The 16,800-nt window shown below is 67.4% G+C and carries 11 protein-coding genes; 5 read left to right on the top strand and 6 right to left on the bottom strand.

Features of this window, described 5'->3' with window-relative positions; translation table 11 throughout:
- Window positions 1-310 precede the first annotated feature (310 nt).
- Genes AC3WL2_RS24355 through AC3WL2_RS24340 form a run of 4 tightly spaced genes read right to left on the bottom strand, consistent with a single transcriptional unit; the run spans window position 311 to window position 5,881 of the window.
- Entirely contained in the window at window positions 311-1,756 is a 1,446-nt protein-coding gene (locus tag AC3WL2_RS24355) for a curlin (RefSeq protein ID WP_102684863.1), read from the bottom strand.
- Between the two features lie 30 nt (window positions 1,757-1,786).
- Complete coding sequence (locus AC3WL2_RS24350) at window positions 1,787-2,257, bottom strand: curlin (RefSeq protein ID WP_102684862.1); 471 nt, start codon at window positions 2,255-2,257, stop codon at window positions 1,787-1,789.
- Between the two features lie 16 nt (window positions 2,258-2,273).
- Window positions 2,274-4,508, bottom strand: coding sequence for an Ig-like domain-containing protein (locus AC3WL2_RS24345; protein WP_102684861.1), 2,235 nt, complete (start codon window positions 4,506-4,508; stop codon window positions 2,274-2,276).
- Between the two features lie 26 nt (window positions 4,509-4,534).
- On the bottom strand, window positions 4,535-5,881 hold the full coding sequence (locus AC3WL2_RS24340) for a hypothetical protein (RefSeq protein WP_102684860.1): 1,347 nt from the start codon (window positions 5,879-5,881) through the stop codon (window positions 4,535-4,537).
- A 290-nt stretch (window positions 5,882-6,171) separates the two neighbouring features.
- Between AC3WL2_RS24340 and AC3WL2_RS24335 the strand changes: the two genes are divergently transcribed.
- The 4 genes from AC3WL2_RS24335 to qhpG are packed head-to-tail and all read left to right on the top strand — an operon-like array spanning window position 6,172 to window position 11,762.
- The gene (locus AC3WL2_RS24335; protein ID WP_102684859.1) at window positions 6,172-8,082 is read left to right on the top strand and encodes a sigma-54-dependent Fis family transcriptional regulator; all 1,911 of its coding nucleotides are present in this window, start codon (window positions 6,172-6,174) and stop codon (window positions 8,080-8,082) included.
- Window positions 8,083-8,085: 3 nt separating this feature from the next.
- The gene (locus AC3WL2_RS24330) at window positions 8,086-9,813 is read left to right on the top strand and encodes an ABC transporter ATP-binding protein (RefSeq protein ID WP_102684858.1); all 1,728 of its coding nucleotides are present in this window, start codon (window positions 8,086-8,088) and stop codon (window positions 9,811-9,813) included.
- The gene (gene qhpE, locus AC3WL2_RS24325) at window positions 9,803-10,480 is read left to right on the top strand and encodes a subtilisin-like serine protease QhpE (protein ID WP_102684857.1); all 678 of its coding nucleotides are present in this window, start codon (window positions 9,803-9,805) and stop codon (window positions 10,478-10,480) included. The genes AC3WL2_RS24330 and qhpE overlap by 11 nt, the downstream gene beginning before the upstream one ends.
- Window positions 10,473-11,762: a flavin-dependent monooxygenase QhpG gene (gene qhpG, locus AC3WL2_RS24320; protein ID WP_102684856.1), complete on the top strand. Its 1,290-nt coding sequence runs from the start codon at window positions 10,473-10,475 to the stop codon at window positions 11,760-11,762. Before qhpE ends, qhpG begins: the two co-directional genes overlap by 8 nt.
- A 94-nt stretch (window positions 11,763-11,856) precedes the next feature.
- Here qhpG and AC3WL2_RS24315 read toward each other — a convergent pair whose 3' ends face one another.
- Both AC3WL2_RS24315 and AC3WL2_RS24310 read right to left on the bottom strand, forming a co-directional pair.
- Complete coding sequence (locus tag AC3WL2_RS24315; RefSeq protein WP_102684855.1) at window positions 11,857-13,170, bottom strand: alginate export family protein; 1,314 nt, start codon at window positions 13,168-13,170, stop codon at window positions 11,857-11,859.
- Between the two features lie 94 nt (window positions 13,171-13,264).
- Window positions 13,265-14,758 (bottom strand): aldehyde dehydrogenase family protein, encoded by a 1,494-nt coding sequence (locus AC3WL2_RS24310; protein WP_102684854.1) that lies wholly within the window; start codon window positions 14,756-14,758, stop codon window positions 13,265-13,267.
- A gap of 470 nt (window positions 14,759-15,228) precedes the next feature.
- Here AC3WL2_RS24310 and peaA point away from each other — a divergent pair, with 470 nt between their 5' ends.
- A complete protein-coding gene (gene peaA / locus AC3WL2_RS24305; RefSeq protein WP_102684853.1) occupies window positions 15,229-16,794 on the top strand; it encodes a quinohemoprotein amine dehydrogenase subunit alpha in 1,566 nt (521 codons plus the stop codon).
- Window positions 16,795-16,800: the final 6 nt, after the last annotated feature.

The raw sequence follows: 16,800 nt of genomic DNA, 5'->3' as shown, positions 1-16,800 counted from the left end.
CGAGCGCTGCGCCCCAGGATGGGGCGTACAGCGCGGTACCCACGGGAGCAAGAACGGAGCGAGGGAACCCCGGAGCGAAGCGTAGGGGCCGTATGAACGGAGCCGAACGGTTTTGCCTACTTTTGTCAAGACAAAAGTAGGTCGCCGTAAAGGCGAAAGGGTGACTAAATGTCGACATCTTCTACGAATGCGCTCACAAAAACCAAAACAATCGCCCCGAACCCGAACCCGAACCCGAACCCGAACCCAAAGAAAAAAGGAACCGCAGCGCCAGGGGAGATCCAACGCCACGGTCCAAGGGGAAACCCCGTCACTGCTGGGTAACAGTCGCCATATTGGCATTCCCAAACTGCGTAATGGTGGCCGTCTGACTAGCCCCACGCTGGTCGACAAACGCCTGGTTCCCATTACCCCCCTGGGTCACGTAGGCGAGGTTGACCCCATCGGTCTGCTTGATGGTCGCCTCGTTGCCACTGCCATACAGCTGATAGGTGTAGCTCTGGTTGCCACTGCCCGACTGCTCGAGGGTAATGCTGCCGCCATTGCCCGCAGCCAGGCCCTCGGCGTAGTTGGCGGTGCCGCGCTGGTCGGCGATGAGCAGGTTGTCGCTGCCGTTCTGCTCGAAGTACAGCTCGTTGTTGCTGTCGGCCTGGCGGGTCTCCATCTGGTTGCGGTTGCCATCCTGATTCAGCCGGGCGATCTGGCTGTTGCCTTCCTGGGTGAGGTTGACCCCGTTGCCATTGCCCGCCTGGTTGATCTGCGCCTGCTGACCGACACCGAATTGCCCGCCAGACTTCTCGCCCTTCCAGTTGCTGGCCATGATCTTGTTGGCGTTGCCCACCGTGCTGATGGTCAGGCTGTGGTTGTCGCCGGTCTGGTAGGTGAAGTGCAGGTTGTTGTTGCCCGTCTGGGAAATGCTGGTCACCGCCTGGTTGGTCTCGAACTGGTCCGACCAGCTGGCGTTGCCACGGCCGGTCTGGCTGAGACCTGCGCTGTTGGCCTGGCCGAAACTCTGATCGATGTAGCCTTCGTTGCTCTGGCCGTTCTGGTAGACATTGGCTTGGCTGGCGGCCTGGTTGTCCTGCCACACCTCCACCGAGTTACCCGTGCCGTACTGGTTGATGCCGATGGTGCCGCCCAGGCCGTCGCGCTGGTCACCGTAGGCCCAGTTCTGCCGGCCTTCCTGGTAGATGGCGATATCGCCGTCCTGGTGGGTCATGTGTTCGGCAGCGGCCTGGTTGTCGCTGCCACCCTGCATGATCACGCTTTTGTTGTTGCTGCCGCCGAACAGTTGCTCGACCGTGGCGTCGTTGCCATGGCCGGACTGCAAGGTGGTGGCCTGGCTGGCGTACTGGGTGTCCTGCCAGATGACCGAACGGTTGCCGCTGCCTTGCTGGACCTGCAGGGCCTCGTTGTTCTCGCCCACCGACTGGCTGGCGAAGGCGTCGTTGAGGCTGCCGCCGGACTGCTGGGTGATCTGGCTGCCGTTCTCGAACAATTGCTCGGCGTAGCCGGCGTTGAACGAGCCGGTGGCGCTCTGCTGGATATGGCTGGTGCTGCTGTCCTGCAGCGCCATGTGATTGTGGTCGTGGCCAGCCTGGTTCTGCGTGGCCGAGGCGAACGGCGCCTGGGTCTGCTTGACCTCGGCGATGTTCTGGTTGCCCTGTTGGGACTGGGTCGAAGTGCTGTCGTCGGCCATGGCCTGGCCGGCAAGGGCCAGGACGATGGCAGCGCTCAGAGGGGCGAGCTTGTGCATGGTATTGCCTCCAGATCTGTCGATGAGGGCCTAGCGGTACTGGGTGATGTGGACCTGCTGGCCGTTGCCGGCCTGGGTCACGGCGCTGTTGAGCCCCGTGCCGCGCTGGTCGATGGTGGCGCTGTTGTGGTTGCCGATCTGCTCGATGGCGGCGCTGTTGCCGCTGCCACTCTGGCGGATCGTGGCCTCGTTGCCCTGGCCCTGCTGGCTGATCGCGGCCGTCAGGTCGCTGCCTTCCTGCAGGATGTAAGCCTCCTGCGCGCCCCCGGCCTGGACGATCCGGCCGAGCAGGGCCTGGCCGTTCTGGTCGAGGGCAGCGCGGTTGCCCGTGCCCAGTTGCTCGATCACCGCGACCTGGCCGGCGCCGGTTGGCAGCAGGCGCAGCACCAGTGGCTCGCCCAGGTCGCTGCCGGCGGCGAGGTCGGCGTTGTCCATCAGGTCGTCGGCTAGAGCCTGGCCGGTAAGGGCCAGGCACAGCAGCAGCGGGTACAGGGCGTTCATGGCATCCTCCCGGGGGTTACTGCACCACCACGTTGACCGTGCGCGTGCTGCCCTGGCTGCTGGTCACCGTGGCAGTCGGCGCGGCGGTGGGCACCAGCGTCGTGCTGTTGCTCACCGACAGGCGCCAGCGGCCGGTGACCGGCACGGTGGTGGTGCCCAGGGTCTGCACGCCGCTGGTGGTGGTCACCCGCACCGTGATGGTGTTACCGGTGGTCACCGAGGACGTTCCGCTGATGTCCCAGTTGAAGCGGTTGTTGGAGCGCGCCGTGACTGTCGCCGCGGTGACCGCGAAGGTCTCCTGGGCCGGTCGTGGCGATACTTGCACCGTGACCGTGCCGGGCGTCGAGGTGGCGCCGATCGCGTCACGGGCGACGTAGGTGAAGCTGGTGGTGAACGCCGCGGTGACCGTGGCCGGTGGCGTGTAGGTGATCACGTTGCCGTCGGTGCTCACCGTGCCGCGCCCGGCCGGGGTCGGCTGGGTGACGCTGGCGATGGTCAGTGGCAGGTTGCCTTCCGGGTCGGTGTCGTTGGCCAGGGCGTTGATGGTCAGTGGCACGCCGAGGGTGGCGGCGCTATCGGCCACTGCGGTTGGTGAACGGTTCGGCGCGACGTTGACGGTCACGGTGGTGACCGGCGACTTCAGGCCCTTGGCGTCTTGCGCGCGGTAGCTGAAGGTCGCCACCAGCGGCGAGGTGGCCCCGGCCGGTGGGGTGTAGGTCACTGCCGTGGTGCCGTTCATCACCACGCCGCCCAGGCCGGTGCCCGGCTGGGTGAGGTCGGTGATGCTCAGCGGCACGTTGCCGTCCGGGTCGCTGTCGTTGGCCAGCAGGTTGAGGGTGATCGGTATGCCGACACTGGTGCTACCGCTGTCGGCCTGGGCCACGGGGGCTTGGTTCTCGGCCTGCACCGGGGCGCTGCCGACCACCACCACCGGTTCCACGTCGACACCGCCATGTGCCGACTTGACCGTGATGCTGGCAGGCGGCTGGGCCAGGTCGTTGACCGTGAGGCTTTGCTGGACACCGGACTTGGACATCCGTCCGAAGCCCTGGACCAGCAAATCCGGCACCACGACTTCGTCGCTGGACCGGGCCTCGACCAGCAACCGCTTGGCGCTCCAGTCATAGCGTGCCGTACCCACCTTGACCACATCGCTGAGCTTGCTCGACAGCGATGTCGGGCGCGTGGTGCCGGCCGGGCTGCTGGCGGTGACCACCACCACCGACGGTGGCACTGCCTGGCTCAGTTGCTGGTTGAAGAACAACCCGTTGTTGTCGGCGAGCATGCTGAACTGGCAGGGCGAAGGCGGCGAGCCGACCAGCGCCAGGCCGTTGCGCAGGCACAGGCTGGCGCTGTTCGGCGCCTTGGCGAAGACTTCGACGCGGGTGCCCGCGGCGTTGCGCTGGTAGGTGGCGCGTTCCAGCGTCGCCGGGGTTTGCTGGCGTTGGTCGAGGACCTTGCCGGAAACGGTGAAGACGTTGGTCTGGATGGTGCCCGCCGGGCCCTGGATGCGCACGAAGTTGGTGTTGTTCGGGCTGCCGGTCACCGCCTCGGTGATGTTAGGGTCGCCGACGAAGGTCTCGGTGGCGCCGGTGTCCGGGTTGACCTCGGTGTAGGGGCCGCCGACACCGCGCAGGAACGGGCCGAGGTTGCCGTTCAGCGCACCGCTGAAGTTGCCGGGAGCACCGATGCCGATGTCGCGGGTGATGTTGATCGCCCGGCGGCCCGCCGTGGTCACGTTGACCGTCTCGACCCCATAGGGGTGGGTGATGGTGTAGGTGCCGGTGCTCGGCACCGAGGCGCGGATGCGGATGCGGGCGAAGCTCTGCTGGTCGCCATTGACCGGATTCTCGGCGGCGAAGGCTGCCTCAAGGCCGGCAACGTAGACCTCCAGCTCGTAGCCACTGTTGCCTACCTGGGGTATCTCGGTCTCGGCCAGGAACCAGAACATCTCCGGTGGCCAGTTGTCCGGGAACACCAGCGGCAGGGCATCGTCATAGACCCCGGGCTCGGGCAGCAGGGTGCACATGTAGGCCGGAGCGCCCGGGCCGCCCGGTGACCGGGTGCTGGTGGCGCGCGACTGGCACAGCTCCAGGGCGAGGTTGTTGGCGTCCTTGTACCACATGGGGTAACCCCCGGTGGCGAAGGTGTAGGGGCCGGGATCGACCTCCGACAGCGCGGCCCAGGCCGCGCTGCTGAGGGTGAGGGTGAAACCGGCGGCGCAGAGTGCGCGACGCGACCAAGTATTCATGCTGCCTCCTTGAAGGCGTGTCCTGTTCATGGCACCAGCACCACGTCTTCGCTGTCGCTGCCGCCATGGGCGCTGGTGACCTGCACCGTCGCTGGCGGGATCGGCGAGAGCCCGGTGGTCAGGGTCTTGACCGCGCCGTTGCCGCTCAGGCTGCCGATCAACGTACCGTTGCCGGTGCGGGCGGTGAGGGCCGGCGGGCTGGTCTCGTCGCTGCTGCTGGCCACCAGGGTCAGCTGGCCACTGCCCAGGCTGTATTCGGCGCGGCTGATGGTCACCAGGTCGGTCAGCGGCATCGGTGCGCTGGTCGGGGTGCTGGTGGCGATGGCCAGGCTGTTGTCGGCGGTCACCTGCAAGGTCAGCGGCAGGGTCGGGTTGAGTGGCGACTGGGCGTACCAGGCACCGGTGCCATTGGCCTCGCCGAGGGCCAGGGTGGGGTTCTGGCTGGTCAGGGTGACCGTGGCGGGCGCCGGCGGGGCCATGACGAATACATCCTGCTGGGCGCGCAGGTCGCCATTCACGGTGTGTCGCGAATAGGTGCTGCGCAGCGGGATCAGCGGCGTTGGGCGGTTGACCGTGGACAGCTTGCCGGAGATGGCGAACAGCTCGGTACGCAGGTCGATACCGTTGGGCCCTTCGATGCGCACGTAGTTGGTGTTGAACGGGCTGCCGGTGACCGGCTCCTCCAGGTTCGGGTCGCCGATGAAGCGTTCGCTGGCACCGGTGCCTGGGTTGGTTTCGGTATAGGGGCCGTTGACGCTGCGCAGGAACGGCCCGATGTCGCCCCTGAGTGCGCCGCTGTAGTCGCCTGGCGAGCCGATGCCGATGTCGCGGGTCATGTTGATCGCCCGGCGTCCGCCGGCCGCCACCTCGAACACATCGACACCGTAAGGGTGGGTGATGGTATAGGTACCGGCCACCGGCACATCGACGCGGATGCGCACCCGGGCAAAGCTGACCTGGTCGCCATCCACCGGCTCCTCGGCGCTGAAGGCAGCCTCGATCGCCGATACGTAGGTCAGGTCGATGCCGCGGGCGGCATCGACGATGGCGGCGTCGGCGGTGAACCAGAACGTTTCGTCGGGGAAGTTGCTGGGGAAGACGATCGGCTGGGTGTCGTCGAACACGCCGGGTGTGGGCAGCAGCGTGCACATGTACGAGGGCGCGCCGGGAGCACCGGCGACCCTGGAGCTCACCGCCTTGGTCAGGCACAGGTCGAGCACCCGGCCATGGCTGTCCTGGTACCAGGCGGGGAACTTACCGGTGGGCAGGGTATACGGGCCGGTATCGACCGCATACAGCGCAGCCTGGGCCGGAAGCTGGAGCAGGCCGGCGAAGATCGCCACGGCCAGCGGGTGGGGTGTCGGTCGGTGCATGAGTTGCTTCCTCCTGCAAACGGGCCCATGGGTTGGGGCGTCTGGGGAGGGATCGGCAACTGTTGTGCCAGGTTTTGCAGAGGGGCGTCCAGGGCTTTTGCGACGAGGGTTTCAGCGTCCCGACAACGGTCTGGCGAGGTATCCATGGTGGGCGGGTGGCCCCAGCATTGGGGAATGGGGTGAGGCTCGGTCTCTGTCGTAGCTGATGACTGCCAACCAATTCTGACGCACACTGCCGAAAAATCCGATGCCCGTTGCCCCGCCTGAGCGGGGCACACCAGGAGCACGCAATGGCGCGACAACTTCCAACAACAACCGCCAACGACCCCTTGCAGCAGTCTCGCCTGGTCCGCCTGAAGCTTGCCAGCGAAGGCGAACTGCCCTGCGGCATGCTGCGCGACGAGATCGACGCCTCTTGGCGACGCAGCCTCGGCCATGGCCTGGACTGTCTGCAGGGCGAGCAGGTCGGCCTGGGTATTCGCCACGGCCTGGACCTGGACACGCTGCTGGAACACAACCGCCTGCTGATCGACGCGGCCACCCCTGAGCTGGACTACCTGATCAAACGTCAGGGCAAGAGCGGCATCGTCATCCTCGGTGACTCCCAGGCCAACGTGCTGACGATTGACGGCCAGAAGCATGTGCTCGAGCGCGAGGGCCTGCGCGACCTGCACCCTGGCAGTTGCTGGAGCGAGGCCCTGCGCGGCACCAATGCCATCGGCACGGCGGTGGTCGAGGGCCAGCCGACCCTGATCAACTGCGGCGAGCATTACCTGGATCGGCTCAGCCCGTTCTCCTGCACCTCGGTGCCGCTGCGTGATCCGCGTGGCGACGTGATAGGCGTGCTCGACGTGACCCGTGAAGGCGTCATGGCCCAGCCCCAGGACAGCCTTTCCACGTTGCTGCTCGCCGCCGGCAATATCGAGAGCCGGCTGTTCGGGCTCTACCATCCCGAGCATCTGGTTCTGGCCTTCCATAGCCGCCCGCCATACCTGGCCAGCGCCTGGCAGGGCCTGCTGGCGCTGAGCCTGGAAGGCGAGGTGATGGCGGCCAACGACAATGCCTGCCAGTTGTTGCAGATGCCACGCCAGGCGCTGCTCGGGCGACGCTGCGGTGACCTGCTCGGCGAGCGTTCGCCGGCGTTTATCGCGCGCCTGTGGCAGGGCGGCGTCAGCAGCGTGCAGACGGCAGCGGGCGAGTTCTTTTTCCGGGCGCTGCAACTGCCGCGGCATGCTCGCGTCAGTGGCCCGTCCGCGATCGCCAAACCAGCACCGCCGAAGACCCAGGCACTGGAAGCGCTGGCCGGTGGCGATGCCCGTCTGGCGCGTGCCTTGCGCATGGCCCGCCAGGGCTTGGCAAACGGGTTGCCGGTCCTGCTGCTGGGTGAAACCGGCACTGGCAAGGAGGTGGTTGCCCGTGCCCTGCACCAGGCCGGTCCGCGTGCCGACAAGCCATTCGTGGCGGTCAACTGCGCGGCGATTCCCGAGGGGCTGATCGAGTCCGAGCTGTTCGGCTACCGCGACGGCGCCTTCACCGGCTCGCGCCGGGGCGGCATGGTCGGGCGGCTGATGCAGGCCCATGGCGGCACGCTGTTCCTCGACGAGATCGGCGACATGCCGCTGGCTCTGCAGGCGCGCCTGCTGCGTGTGCTGCAGGAGCGCCGCGTGGCGCCCCTTGGCGCCGGCGACGAGCAGGACATCGACGTGGCGCTGATCTGCGCCACCCATCGCGACCTCAAGCGCCGAGTCGCCGACCAGCACTTCCGTGAAGACCTCTACTACCGGGTCAACGGCGTGTCCCTGCGTCTGCCGGCACTGCGCGAGCGCGACGACCTGGCAACGATCATCCAAGGTTTGCTGGACAAGTCCGGAGCCAGCAGTGTGAGCCTCGACCCAGCGCTGGCGGCGCTGCTGGAGAACTTCGACTGGCCGGGCAACATCCGCCAGCTGGAAATGGTGGTGCGCACCGCCCTGGCAATGCGCGAGGAGGGCGAGCAGGTGCTGACGCTCGACCACCTCACCGACTGCCTGCTCGATGAACTGGCCAGCGCTGCCGCGCCGTCCGGCAGCCTGCGCGACAACGAACTGGAACTGATCCGCGCCGCGCTGGCCCGGCACCAGGGCAATGTCTCGGCCGCGGCCGAGGCCCTGGGTATCAGCCGGGCGACGCTGTATCGCAAGCTCAAGCAGTTGCGTGGTTGAGCCATGGGCGGACTGTTTTCCCGATTGATCGAATCCAGCGACCCGCAGTTGATGCGCCAGGCCCTGGCCTGGCTCTACGGCTTCGTGCGCCCGCAGCGTGGCGCCATCGGCGTGCTCCTGGGGCTGTCCCTGGGCGCCTCGCTGCTGGCCCTGGCGCAACCCTGGCTGGTCAAGACCTTGATCGACGAAGGCCTGCTGGCCAAGGATTACCAGACCCTCTGGCACATGGCGGCGATCATGATCGTCGCCGGCCTGCTCGGCACGCTGCTGGCAGGGGTCAACCGCTACCTGCACACGCGCCTGTCTGGGCGCATCCTGTTCGCCTTGCGCGACGACTTGTACCGACACCTGCAACAACTTTCGCCGACCTTCTACGGGCGCCGGCGCACCGGTGACATCCTGTCGCGGCTCGATGGCGATGTCGCCGAGATCCAGCGTTTTGCCGTGGACTCGTTGTTCTCGGCGGTATCGGCACTGATCGGTCTGGTCGGTGCGGTGGCCTTGATGCTGATGCTGTCCTGGCAGCTGTCGCTGCTGCTGGTGTTGCTGATCCCGCTCGAAGTGCTGTGGCTGCGCTGGATGCGACGCAAGGTCGAGCGCGAAGTGCGCAGCCTGCGCGAACGCTCGGCGGACGTGTCGTCGTTCCTGGTCGAGACACTGCCGGCGATGAAGTTCATCCAGGCCGCCGGCCAGCAGCGGCGTGAGGCCGAGCGCCTCGATCAGTTGGGGCAGGGCTACATGGGGCAGCTGCTCAGGGTGCAGGTCACCGAGTTCTTTACCCAGGCGGTGCCCGGCACGCTGACTTCCTGGTGCCGGGCCTGCGCATTCCTGGTCGGCGGCTGGTGGGTGATCCAGGGCACCTGGCAACTGGGTGCGCTGATCGCCTTTTCCACCTACATGGGCATGGCCGTCGGTCCGGTGCAGAGCCTGCTGGGCCTGTACGTGGCGGTGCAGCGGATGGCCGTGAGCCTGGGGCGGGTGATGGAGCTCAAGCGGGAGGCGCTCGCGGTGCGCGAGGCGGACGATCCCCGGCCCATGCCACAAGGGGCCGGGGAGCTGCGACTGGACGGGGTATCTTTCGCCCACGACGGGCGCCAGGGTGGGGTGCTGGACCAGGTGCAAGCCTGTCTGCCCGGCGGCGCCAAGATCGCCATCAGCGGCGCTTCCGGCGTCGGCAAGTCGACCCTGATCGACCTGCTGCAGCGCTTCTACGACCCGGATGACGGGCGCATCCTGCTCGACGGCGTCGACCTGCGCGAGCTCGACCTGCAGGCCCTGCGGCGGCGCATCGCGGTGGTCAGCCAGGACATCGTGCTGTTTCGCGGCACCCTGGCGCAGAACCTGGCCTACAGCACGCCCCAGGCCAGCCGTGAGGAGCTCGAGCAGGTGGTGCGGCTGACCCGCCTGGATAGCCTGGTGCAGAGCCTGCCGCTGGGGCTCGATGGTCTGCTGGGCGAACGCGGCCAGCAGTTGTCCGGTGGCCAGAAACAACGTATCGCCATCGCCCGGGCGCTGCTCCAGCAACCGGCGATCCTGGTGCTCGATGAGGCCACCTCGGCGGTGGACGAAGCCACCGAGCGTGAAGTGATTGCCGCCATCGACCAGCTGTTCGCCGGGCGTACGCGGATCCTGATCAGCCATCGTGCCTCGACCCTCGCCGATGCCGACCTGCACCTGGAACTGCGTGACGGGCAATTGCGCAGCAAGGAGCCCGCCGACCATGGCCGCTGACCTGTGCATTGGCGTGATCGACAGTGGCTGCTCGGCGCAGCAGGCGGATAGCGTGCTCGGCGCGCGGCGCTTCTGGCTTGAGGACGGCGTGCTGTGCGAGGGCGAGCCGCTGCCGGATGCCCTGGGCCACGGCAGCGCGGTGCTGGCGCGGCTGCGGGCCGAGTCCGGCGGCCAGCCGGTGCTGCTGGCCCAGGTGTTCGCCGGGCAGGGCAGCACCAGCGCCTTGCAGGTGGCCGCTGGCCTGTTGTGGCTGGTGGAGGCGGGCGCGACCGTGGTCAACCTGAGCCTGGGCCTGCGCCAGGATCGCCCGGTGCTGCGCCTGGCCTGCGCCGAGGCCGTGGCCGCTGGCGTGCTGCTGTGCGCCTCCAGTCCGGCGCGGGGCGAGCCGGTGTATCCGGCCAGTTATCCCGGGGTCATTCGCGTCACTGGCGATGCTCGCTGCGCCGCTGGGCAATGGTCGTGGCTGGGCACTCCCCAGGCCGACTTCGGCGCGGCGGTTGGCGCCGCTGGGTTGGCCGGGGCCAGTCTGGCCTGTGCCGCGTTCACTGGGCGGGTGGCGGCCCTGCTGGGCGAGGAGCCCGGCATGACCCGGCAGGCACTGTTGCACTGGCTGGAGCGGCACGCGGCGTTCGTCGGCCCTGAGCGCAAGGAGTCGACCGATGCCTGAACCGAGCATCCTGGTACTCGGTGCCGGACCTGCGGGGGCGACTACTGCCCTGGGGCTGCGGCGGATGGGCTACCCCGTCACCGTGGTGTCCGACTGGCGCCGTTTCGCCGCGGTGGAAGGTGTTTCGCAACGTGTACTGGAGGGCTTGCGCCATGCGGGCCTGGGCGCTGCCCTGGCCGAGGCGACCACGCCGGCCACGCGGCAGGTGCACTGGAACGGTGAGCGGCTGCAACCGAACCAGGAGTGGCTGCTGGATCGCCAGCGCTTCGACCAGGCACTGCGTGATGACTTGAATCGTGCCGGTGTCGAGCTCGTCGAAGGGCGTGTGCACGAGGTGGTGCAAGGGGTGGGGCATCGGGTGTCTCTGGACGACGGGCGTACCTTGCACGGCGATTTCCTGGTCGAGGCCCGTGGTCGTCAGGCCCCGTTGAGCGAAGGTCGCCTGCGCGGGCCGGAAACCGTCAGCCTGCTCAATCTCTGGCAAACCGAGCCTGGCACGCCGGCCTCGGCAGTGGAGAGCCTGGACGACGGCTGGGCCTGGATGGCGCGGCTGGCCGATGGCCGCTGCTACTGGCAGGTGACGCTGGACGTGACGGCGGCGCGGCTGCCGGGCAAGACGGCGTTGCCCGAATACTGTGCCGGGCGCCGCCGTGGCTCGGCGCTGGTGGCGCAACTGTTCGGCGAGCAGGCCTTCGCCCCTGCCCAGGTGCATGCACGCAGCAGCACAGCGATTCTTGTCGGCAACTGCGCGGGCCGTGATTGGCTACGGGTTGGCGATGCGGCGATGGCGGTTGATCCGTTGTCGGGCAATGGCATCTTCCAGTCCTTGTCCTCGGCGCTGCAGGCGCCCGTGGTGATCAATACCCTGCTGCAACGGCCCGGGCAGGCAGCCTTGGCGCAGCGCTTCCATCAAACGCGGATCGAACAGCTGTTCCTGCGTTTCGCCCGGATCGGGCGCGACTTCTACGCCCAGGAAGCGCAACGTGGCGAACAGCCGTTCTGGGCCCGCCGCCGGTGCTGGCCAGATGCGCAACCGCTGCACGCGTTGGCAAACTGGCAGGCGGTGCGGGTGGAGCGCCGCCCGGTGCTGCGCGAGGGTTGGGTGGAGGAGGCCGAAGTGGTGGTGACGGCTGACCAGCCGCTGGGGGTGTGGCACCTGCAAGGTATCGAGCTGGCGCCGGTGGTACGCGGGGTGCAGGCTGGCATCGGCCTGGAGCGCCTGGTGACACAGACGCACCAGCCGATGATTGCGCGTTGGTTGCGCGAACAGGGTTTTTGCTGAGGACTCATCGCTGGGCAAGCCCGCTCCCACCGCTGCTGCATCAGCCAGCAAACCCTGCGTGGGAGTGGGCTTGCCCCGCGATAGGGCCGCTGGCTTAGAAGAATGTCCCCACCACCAGTTGCAGGTAGGCCCCGCTATCCCGGCCACCCAACTGCACGCCGCCATCCTGCGCGCTGCGCTGCGGGGTGTAGAACCCCACCAGCGGGCTGATCAGCCAATGCTCGTTGACCATCCACTCCACATACAGGTCCACCTCGCGCCCACCCAGGTTGCCCTGGTCGGTGCTGAGCGGGTCGAAGTCGAAGTACAGCGCGCCCACGGTCAGCCCCTCCCGTGGCGTGGCCTTGAGCGCCACATGGTGCACTTGGGTATTGCTGTTGAATGGCCCGGCGTAGTTGGCCGCCACCTCGCCCTGGAACCAGGTGCCATAGCCCCGGCTCAGGCCATAGAACAGCGGGTCGAAGTGCTCCGAGAAGCGGCTGTAGCGGTAGGTGGCGGTGGGCGACCAGGGCAGTGCGGAGAAGGTCCAGTTGCCCTCCAGGTACCAGGCGTTCTCGCGTCCGTCGGTGCGGTCCTGGGTGACATACTCGGCGGCCAGTTCGAGGTCTTTCACTCCCAGGTTGCCACGCCCGCGCAGGCTCACCGTGTCCATGCCGTCGCGGTGTTCCAGGCCAAGGATCTCGGCGTAGCGGCGGTCGACATCCAGGCCACGGATCCAGCTCAGGCCCACGGTGCCCGCGTCGGCGACATGCTCGAGGTTGGCCACCGCCATGGAGGTGTCGGCCTGGAACGGGTTGTCGGACTTGAGCCACATCAGGTCGCCACGCCAGCCCTGCTTGCCGCCCAGACGTAACACGGCGGTGCGGTCGAACGCCTTGCGCGCCGCCAGGTAGTAGGCGCCGCCTCGGTCGAAATCGGCGCCCAGGTCGACGTTGCCGGCATTGACCGGGTCGCCCTGGATCAGGAAACCGTCGCCGAGGGTGATGACCTGGCGCCCGCCGGAGAGATCGATGCCGTCTTCGCCAAGCGCCGGAAACAGGGTGCCCGAGCGCCATCCAAGGTAAGCGTCCTCGACGCCGGTGCGACGTTCGTCACCGAGGGTGAAACCCGCGGCGTCGCCATCGCCCCAGGTGGCCGAACTGAGCAGGCTGAAGGCGCCGTAAAGCGTGCCGTTGCTGGCCAGCGCCTGGCTGGCGCTCAGGCCGTACTTGACGTAGCCCTCGCGCCAGTTGCTGGTGCCGGCCTGGCGGTTGCCGAACTGGTCGAAGCTTTCGTCGCTGTGGAATACGCCGAACAGCGCTTCGAGGTTGGCGTCCAGGGTGGTGCCGGCGTGGTTGTAGAGTTCATGGGCCTGGGTGAGGGGAGAGGCCAGCAGCAGGGCCAACGTGCAGGCGAGCTTGTGCGTCATGGTGTGCTCCATGTTTTTGTTGTTTTCTGGCTTTTACATTGCCTGGCCGGACCTTATCGCCGGCTTGCCGGCGATAAGGTCAGCACCGGTGAAATCAGAGCTTGATCAGCACCGACTTCAGCTCGGTGTAGTGCTCGATTGCCGCTGCGCCCATCTCCCGGCCGACGCCGGAGAGCTTGTAGCCGCCGAACGGCAGCGCCGGGTCCAGCGCGCTGTGACAGTTCACCCACACCGACCCGGACTTGATCCGGGGGATCATCCGGTGCACCGCGGCCAGGTCGTTGGACCAGATGCTCGCGCCCAGCCCGTAGGGGTTGTCGTTGGCCAGGCCCACCACCTCGTCAAGGTCGTCGAACGGCATGGCCACCAGCACCGGGCCGAAGATTTCCTCCTGTACCAGGCGGTGGCGCTGGTCGACATCGACGATCACCGTCGGCTTGACGAAGTAGCCCGGGCCGAAGCCTTCGCCGCCGCAGGCGATGGTCGCGCCCAACTCGCGACCCAGGTCGATGTAGCCGGTGACCCGCTCCTGCTGCCGGGCCGAGATCAGCGGGCCCATCTGTACGCTAGGGTCCAGGCCGTTGCCCAGTTTCATGGCATTGGCGATGCCGGCGATATCGGCCACCACGTTGTCGAAGTGCTTGCGGTGCACATACAGCCGGGAGCCGGCGCAGCACACCTGGCCCTGGTTGAAGAAGATCGCCGTGGCGGCTCCGACGGCGGCTTCCTGCAGGTTGGCGTCGGGCAGGACGATGGTCGGCGACTTGCCGCCCAGTTCGAGGGTGACGCGGGTCATGTTGTCCATGGCGGCCTTGCCGATCAGCTTGCCGACTTCGGTGGAGCCGGTGAAGGTCAGCTTGTCCACGCCCGGGTGGCGGCTCAGCGCGGCACCGGCGTTCAGCCCGGTGCCGGTGATCACGTTGAACACGCCGTCCGGGTAGCCGGCCTCGCTTACCAGTTCGGCGAGCTTGAGCGCGGTCAGCGGGGTTTCATCGGCAGGCTTGAGCACCACCGTGCAGCCGGTGGCCAGGGCCGGGCCGAGCTTCCAGCAGGCCAGCAGCAGCGGGAAATTCCAGGCGACGATGGCGCCGACCACGCCCACCGCCTCGCGGCGCACGAACGCGTGGAAGTCGTCATTGGGCATCAGCGGCAGCGACGGCTCGACCGTGGTGCCTTCGAGCTTGGTCGCCCAACCGGCCATGTAGCGCAGGAAGTCGATGGCCAGTTGCACGTCCATCACTTGGGCCACGGCGGCACTCTTGCCGTTGTTCAGGCATTCCAGCTCGGCCAGCTCCTGGGCATCGCGCTGCATCAGGTCGGCCAGGCGCCACAGCAGGTTCTGCCGCTCACGCGGACGCATCCGGCTCCAGGCCGAGTGTTCGAACGCCTGGCGGGCGGCCTGCACGGCGCGGTCCACATCCTGTGCCTCGGCTGCGGGCACCTCGGCGAGGACCTCACCACTGGCCGGGTTGCGCAAGGTCATGGTGCGGCCGCTGGCGGCGTCCTGCCAGTCGGCGCCAATGCGCATCTTCAGCTGGCGTGCGAGGAAGGCACGGGTGGCGGGCAGGATCGGCAGTTCGGAATGCATGGGGCGGTGCCTCTTGTCATGGTTGTGACCAGGGCAGGGCAATGGGCGTGCCAAGCCGGGCAACGCGCTCACAGCCCTTGATACATGTGGTTTTCGCGTTACATGGCATGCAGTCAGGGAGGCTTGAGCTGTTGCACATTGAGACTGAGTGAGACGTAGATGAAACGGACCGCTGTGCGGGCCAATCGCCGGCAAGCCGGCTCCCACAGGTACGGCGTTGGACTCGAAGGTGGCTAGATCCCTGTGGGAGCTGGCCTGCGCAGCAGGCCCCGTGTCTCAAGGTGAAACACCCCGTCGCGAAATGGCACGTTCGGTCACAGCCTGCGCTGCTGGGGTTTGCCCCTGCTCTGCGCTCAAATCGTTGATGCAAAACATATTTGCCGCAATTGGCACACTTCCTGTATCGCCACTGTCAGATGCACACCGCAGCGTGCGAATAACGATAAGAACGATACCGTGGAGGTCTGACCTTGAAGACGACTCGACTCCGGCGGCAGGCGGGCACACTGGCGCTGGTCGCCACCGCACTGCTGTCCGCCCAGGCCATGGCGGCCGAGCAGGGCCCGAGCCTGTTGCAGAGCAAGTGCATGGGGTGCCATATCCCCGAAGGCAACGACAGCTACAGCCGCATCAGCCACCAGCGCAAGACCCCCGAGGGCTGGCTGATGAGCATCGCCCGCATGCAGGTGATGCACAGCTTGCAGATCAGCGACGACGACCGTCGCACCCTGGTCAAGTACCTGGCCGACAAGCAGGGCCTGGCGCCCAGCGAGACCGACGGCGTGCGCTATGCCATGGAGCGCCGGCTCAATACCGTCGAACACTTCGACGACCCGCTCAGCCAGATGTGCGGGCGTTGCCACTCCGGCGCCCGGGTCGCGCTGCAACGGCGTCCGGCCAAGGAGTGGGAGCACCTGGTCAACTTCCACCTCGGCCAATGGCCGTCCCTCGAATACCAGGCCCAGGCCCGCGACCGCGACTGGCTGGACATCGCCCTCAAGCAGATGGTGCCCGACCTGGCCAAGCGCTTCCCCCTCGACAACCCGGCCTGGGCCGAGTGGCTCAAGGCCCGGCCCGAGTCCAAGGTCCTGGCCGGGCAATGGGCGTTCAGCGGCCATATGCTGGCCAAGGGTGACGTGCGTGGGGTGATGACGGTCAGCGCCGAGCAGGGCGATACCTTCAAGGTCGAGGTCAAGGGCGCCTACGCCGACGGCACGCCGTTCAACGGCAGCGGTTCGGCGATCCTCTACAACGGCTATGAATGGCGCGGCAACGTCAAGGTGGGCGAGGCCAACCTGCGCCAGGTGTTCGCCGCCATCGACGGGCAGATGAAGGGCCGCATGTTCGAGGCCGAGCACGACGAGCGCGGCCTGGACTTCAGTGCGGCGAAGGCCGGGCAGGGGCGCCTGCTGGCAGTGCAGCCGGCGTTCATCAAGACCGGCAGCGACAGCGAGATAACCTTGGTGGGCAGCGACCTGTCCGGCAAGCCCGACCTGGGCGCGGGCGTGCAGGTGACCGAAGTGCTGGAGTCGACGCCGACGCTGATCCGGGTCAAGGCACGGGCCGCCAAGGATGCCGCCGCCGGCCCCCGCGAGGTGGCGGTGGGCGGGCTCAAGGGCGTGCAGCTGGCGGTGTACGACAAGGTCGATGAGGTCAAGGTGGTGCCGGCGTTCTCCATCGCCCGCATCGGCGAGAACGGCGCCTCGGTGCCGAAGGTGCAAGGTCGCTTCGAGGCTGAAGCCTGGGGCAAGGACGCCAGTGGCCAGCCGCTGCGCATCGGCTACCTGCCGGCGACCTGGAAAGTCGAGCCGTTCAACGAACGGGCGGTCGAGGACGAGGACGTCAGGTTCGCCGGGCAGATGCAGGCCGACGGCGTGTTCGTGCCGGGCGGGGCAGGGCCCAACCCCGAGCGCAAGATGATGACCAACAACGCCGGCAACCTGAAGGTGATCGCCACCCTCGCCGACGGTGGCCAGCAGGGCGAGGGCCACATGATCGTCACCGTGCAGCGCTGGAACAATCCGCCGCTGCCTTAGGCATCA

It is taken from the genome of Pseudomonas sp. FW305-96, assembly GCF_058783825.1.
This window is presented reverse-complemented; position numbering and strand designations above follow the sequence as displayed.

Coding starts and splice junctions, on each gene's coding strand:
- AC3WL2_RS24355 (WP_102684863.1), bottom strand. CDS start 1,756: ATGCACAAGCTCGCCCCTCTGAGCGCTGCCATCGTCCTGGCCCTTGCC.
- AC3WL2_RS24350 (WP_102684862.1), bottom strand. CDS start 2,257: ATGAACGCCCTGTACCCGCTGCTGCTGTGCCTGGCCCTTACCGGCCAG.
- AC3WL2_RS24345 (WP_102684861.1), bottom strand. CDS start 4,508: ATGAATACTTGGTCGCGTCGCGCACTCTGCGCCGCCGGTTTCACCCTC.
- AC3WL2_RS24340 (WP_102684860.1), bottom strand. CDS start 5,881: ATGCACCGACCGACACCCCACCCGCTGGCCGTGGCGATCTTCGCCGGC.
- AC3WL2_RS24335 (WP_102684859.1), top strand. CDS start 6,172: ATGGCGCGACAACTTCCAACAACAACCGCCAACGACCCCTTGCAGCAG.
- AC3WL2_RS24330 (WP_102684858.1), top strand. CDS start 8,086: ATGGGCGGACTGTTTTCCCGATTGATCGAATCCAGCGACCCGCAGTTG.
- qhpE (WP_102684857.1), top strand. CDS start 9,803: ATGGCCGCTGACCTGTGCATTGGCGTGATCGACAGTGGCTGCTCGGCG.
- qhpG (WP_102684856.1), top strand. CDS start 10,473: ATGCCTGAACCGAGCATCCTGGTACTCGGTGCCGGACCTGCGGGGGCG.
- AC3WL2_RS24315 (WP_102684855.1), bottom strand. CDS start 13,170: ATGACGCACAAGCTCGCCTGCACGTTGGCCCTGCTGCTGGCCTCTCCC.
- AC3WL2_RS24310 (WP_102684854.1), bottom strand. CDS start 14,758: ATGCATTCCGAACTGCCGATCCTGCCCGCCACCCGTGCCTTCCTCGCA.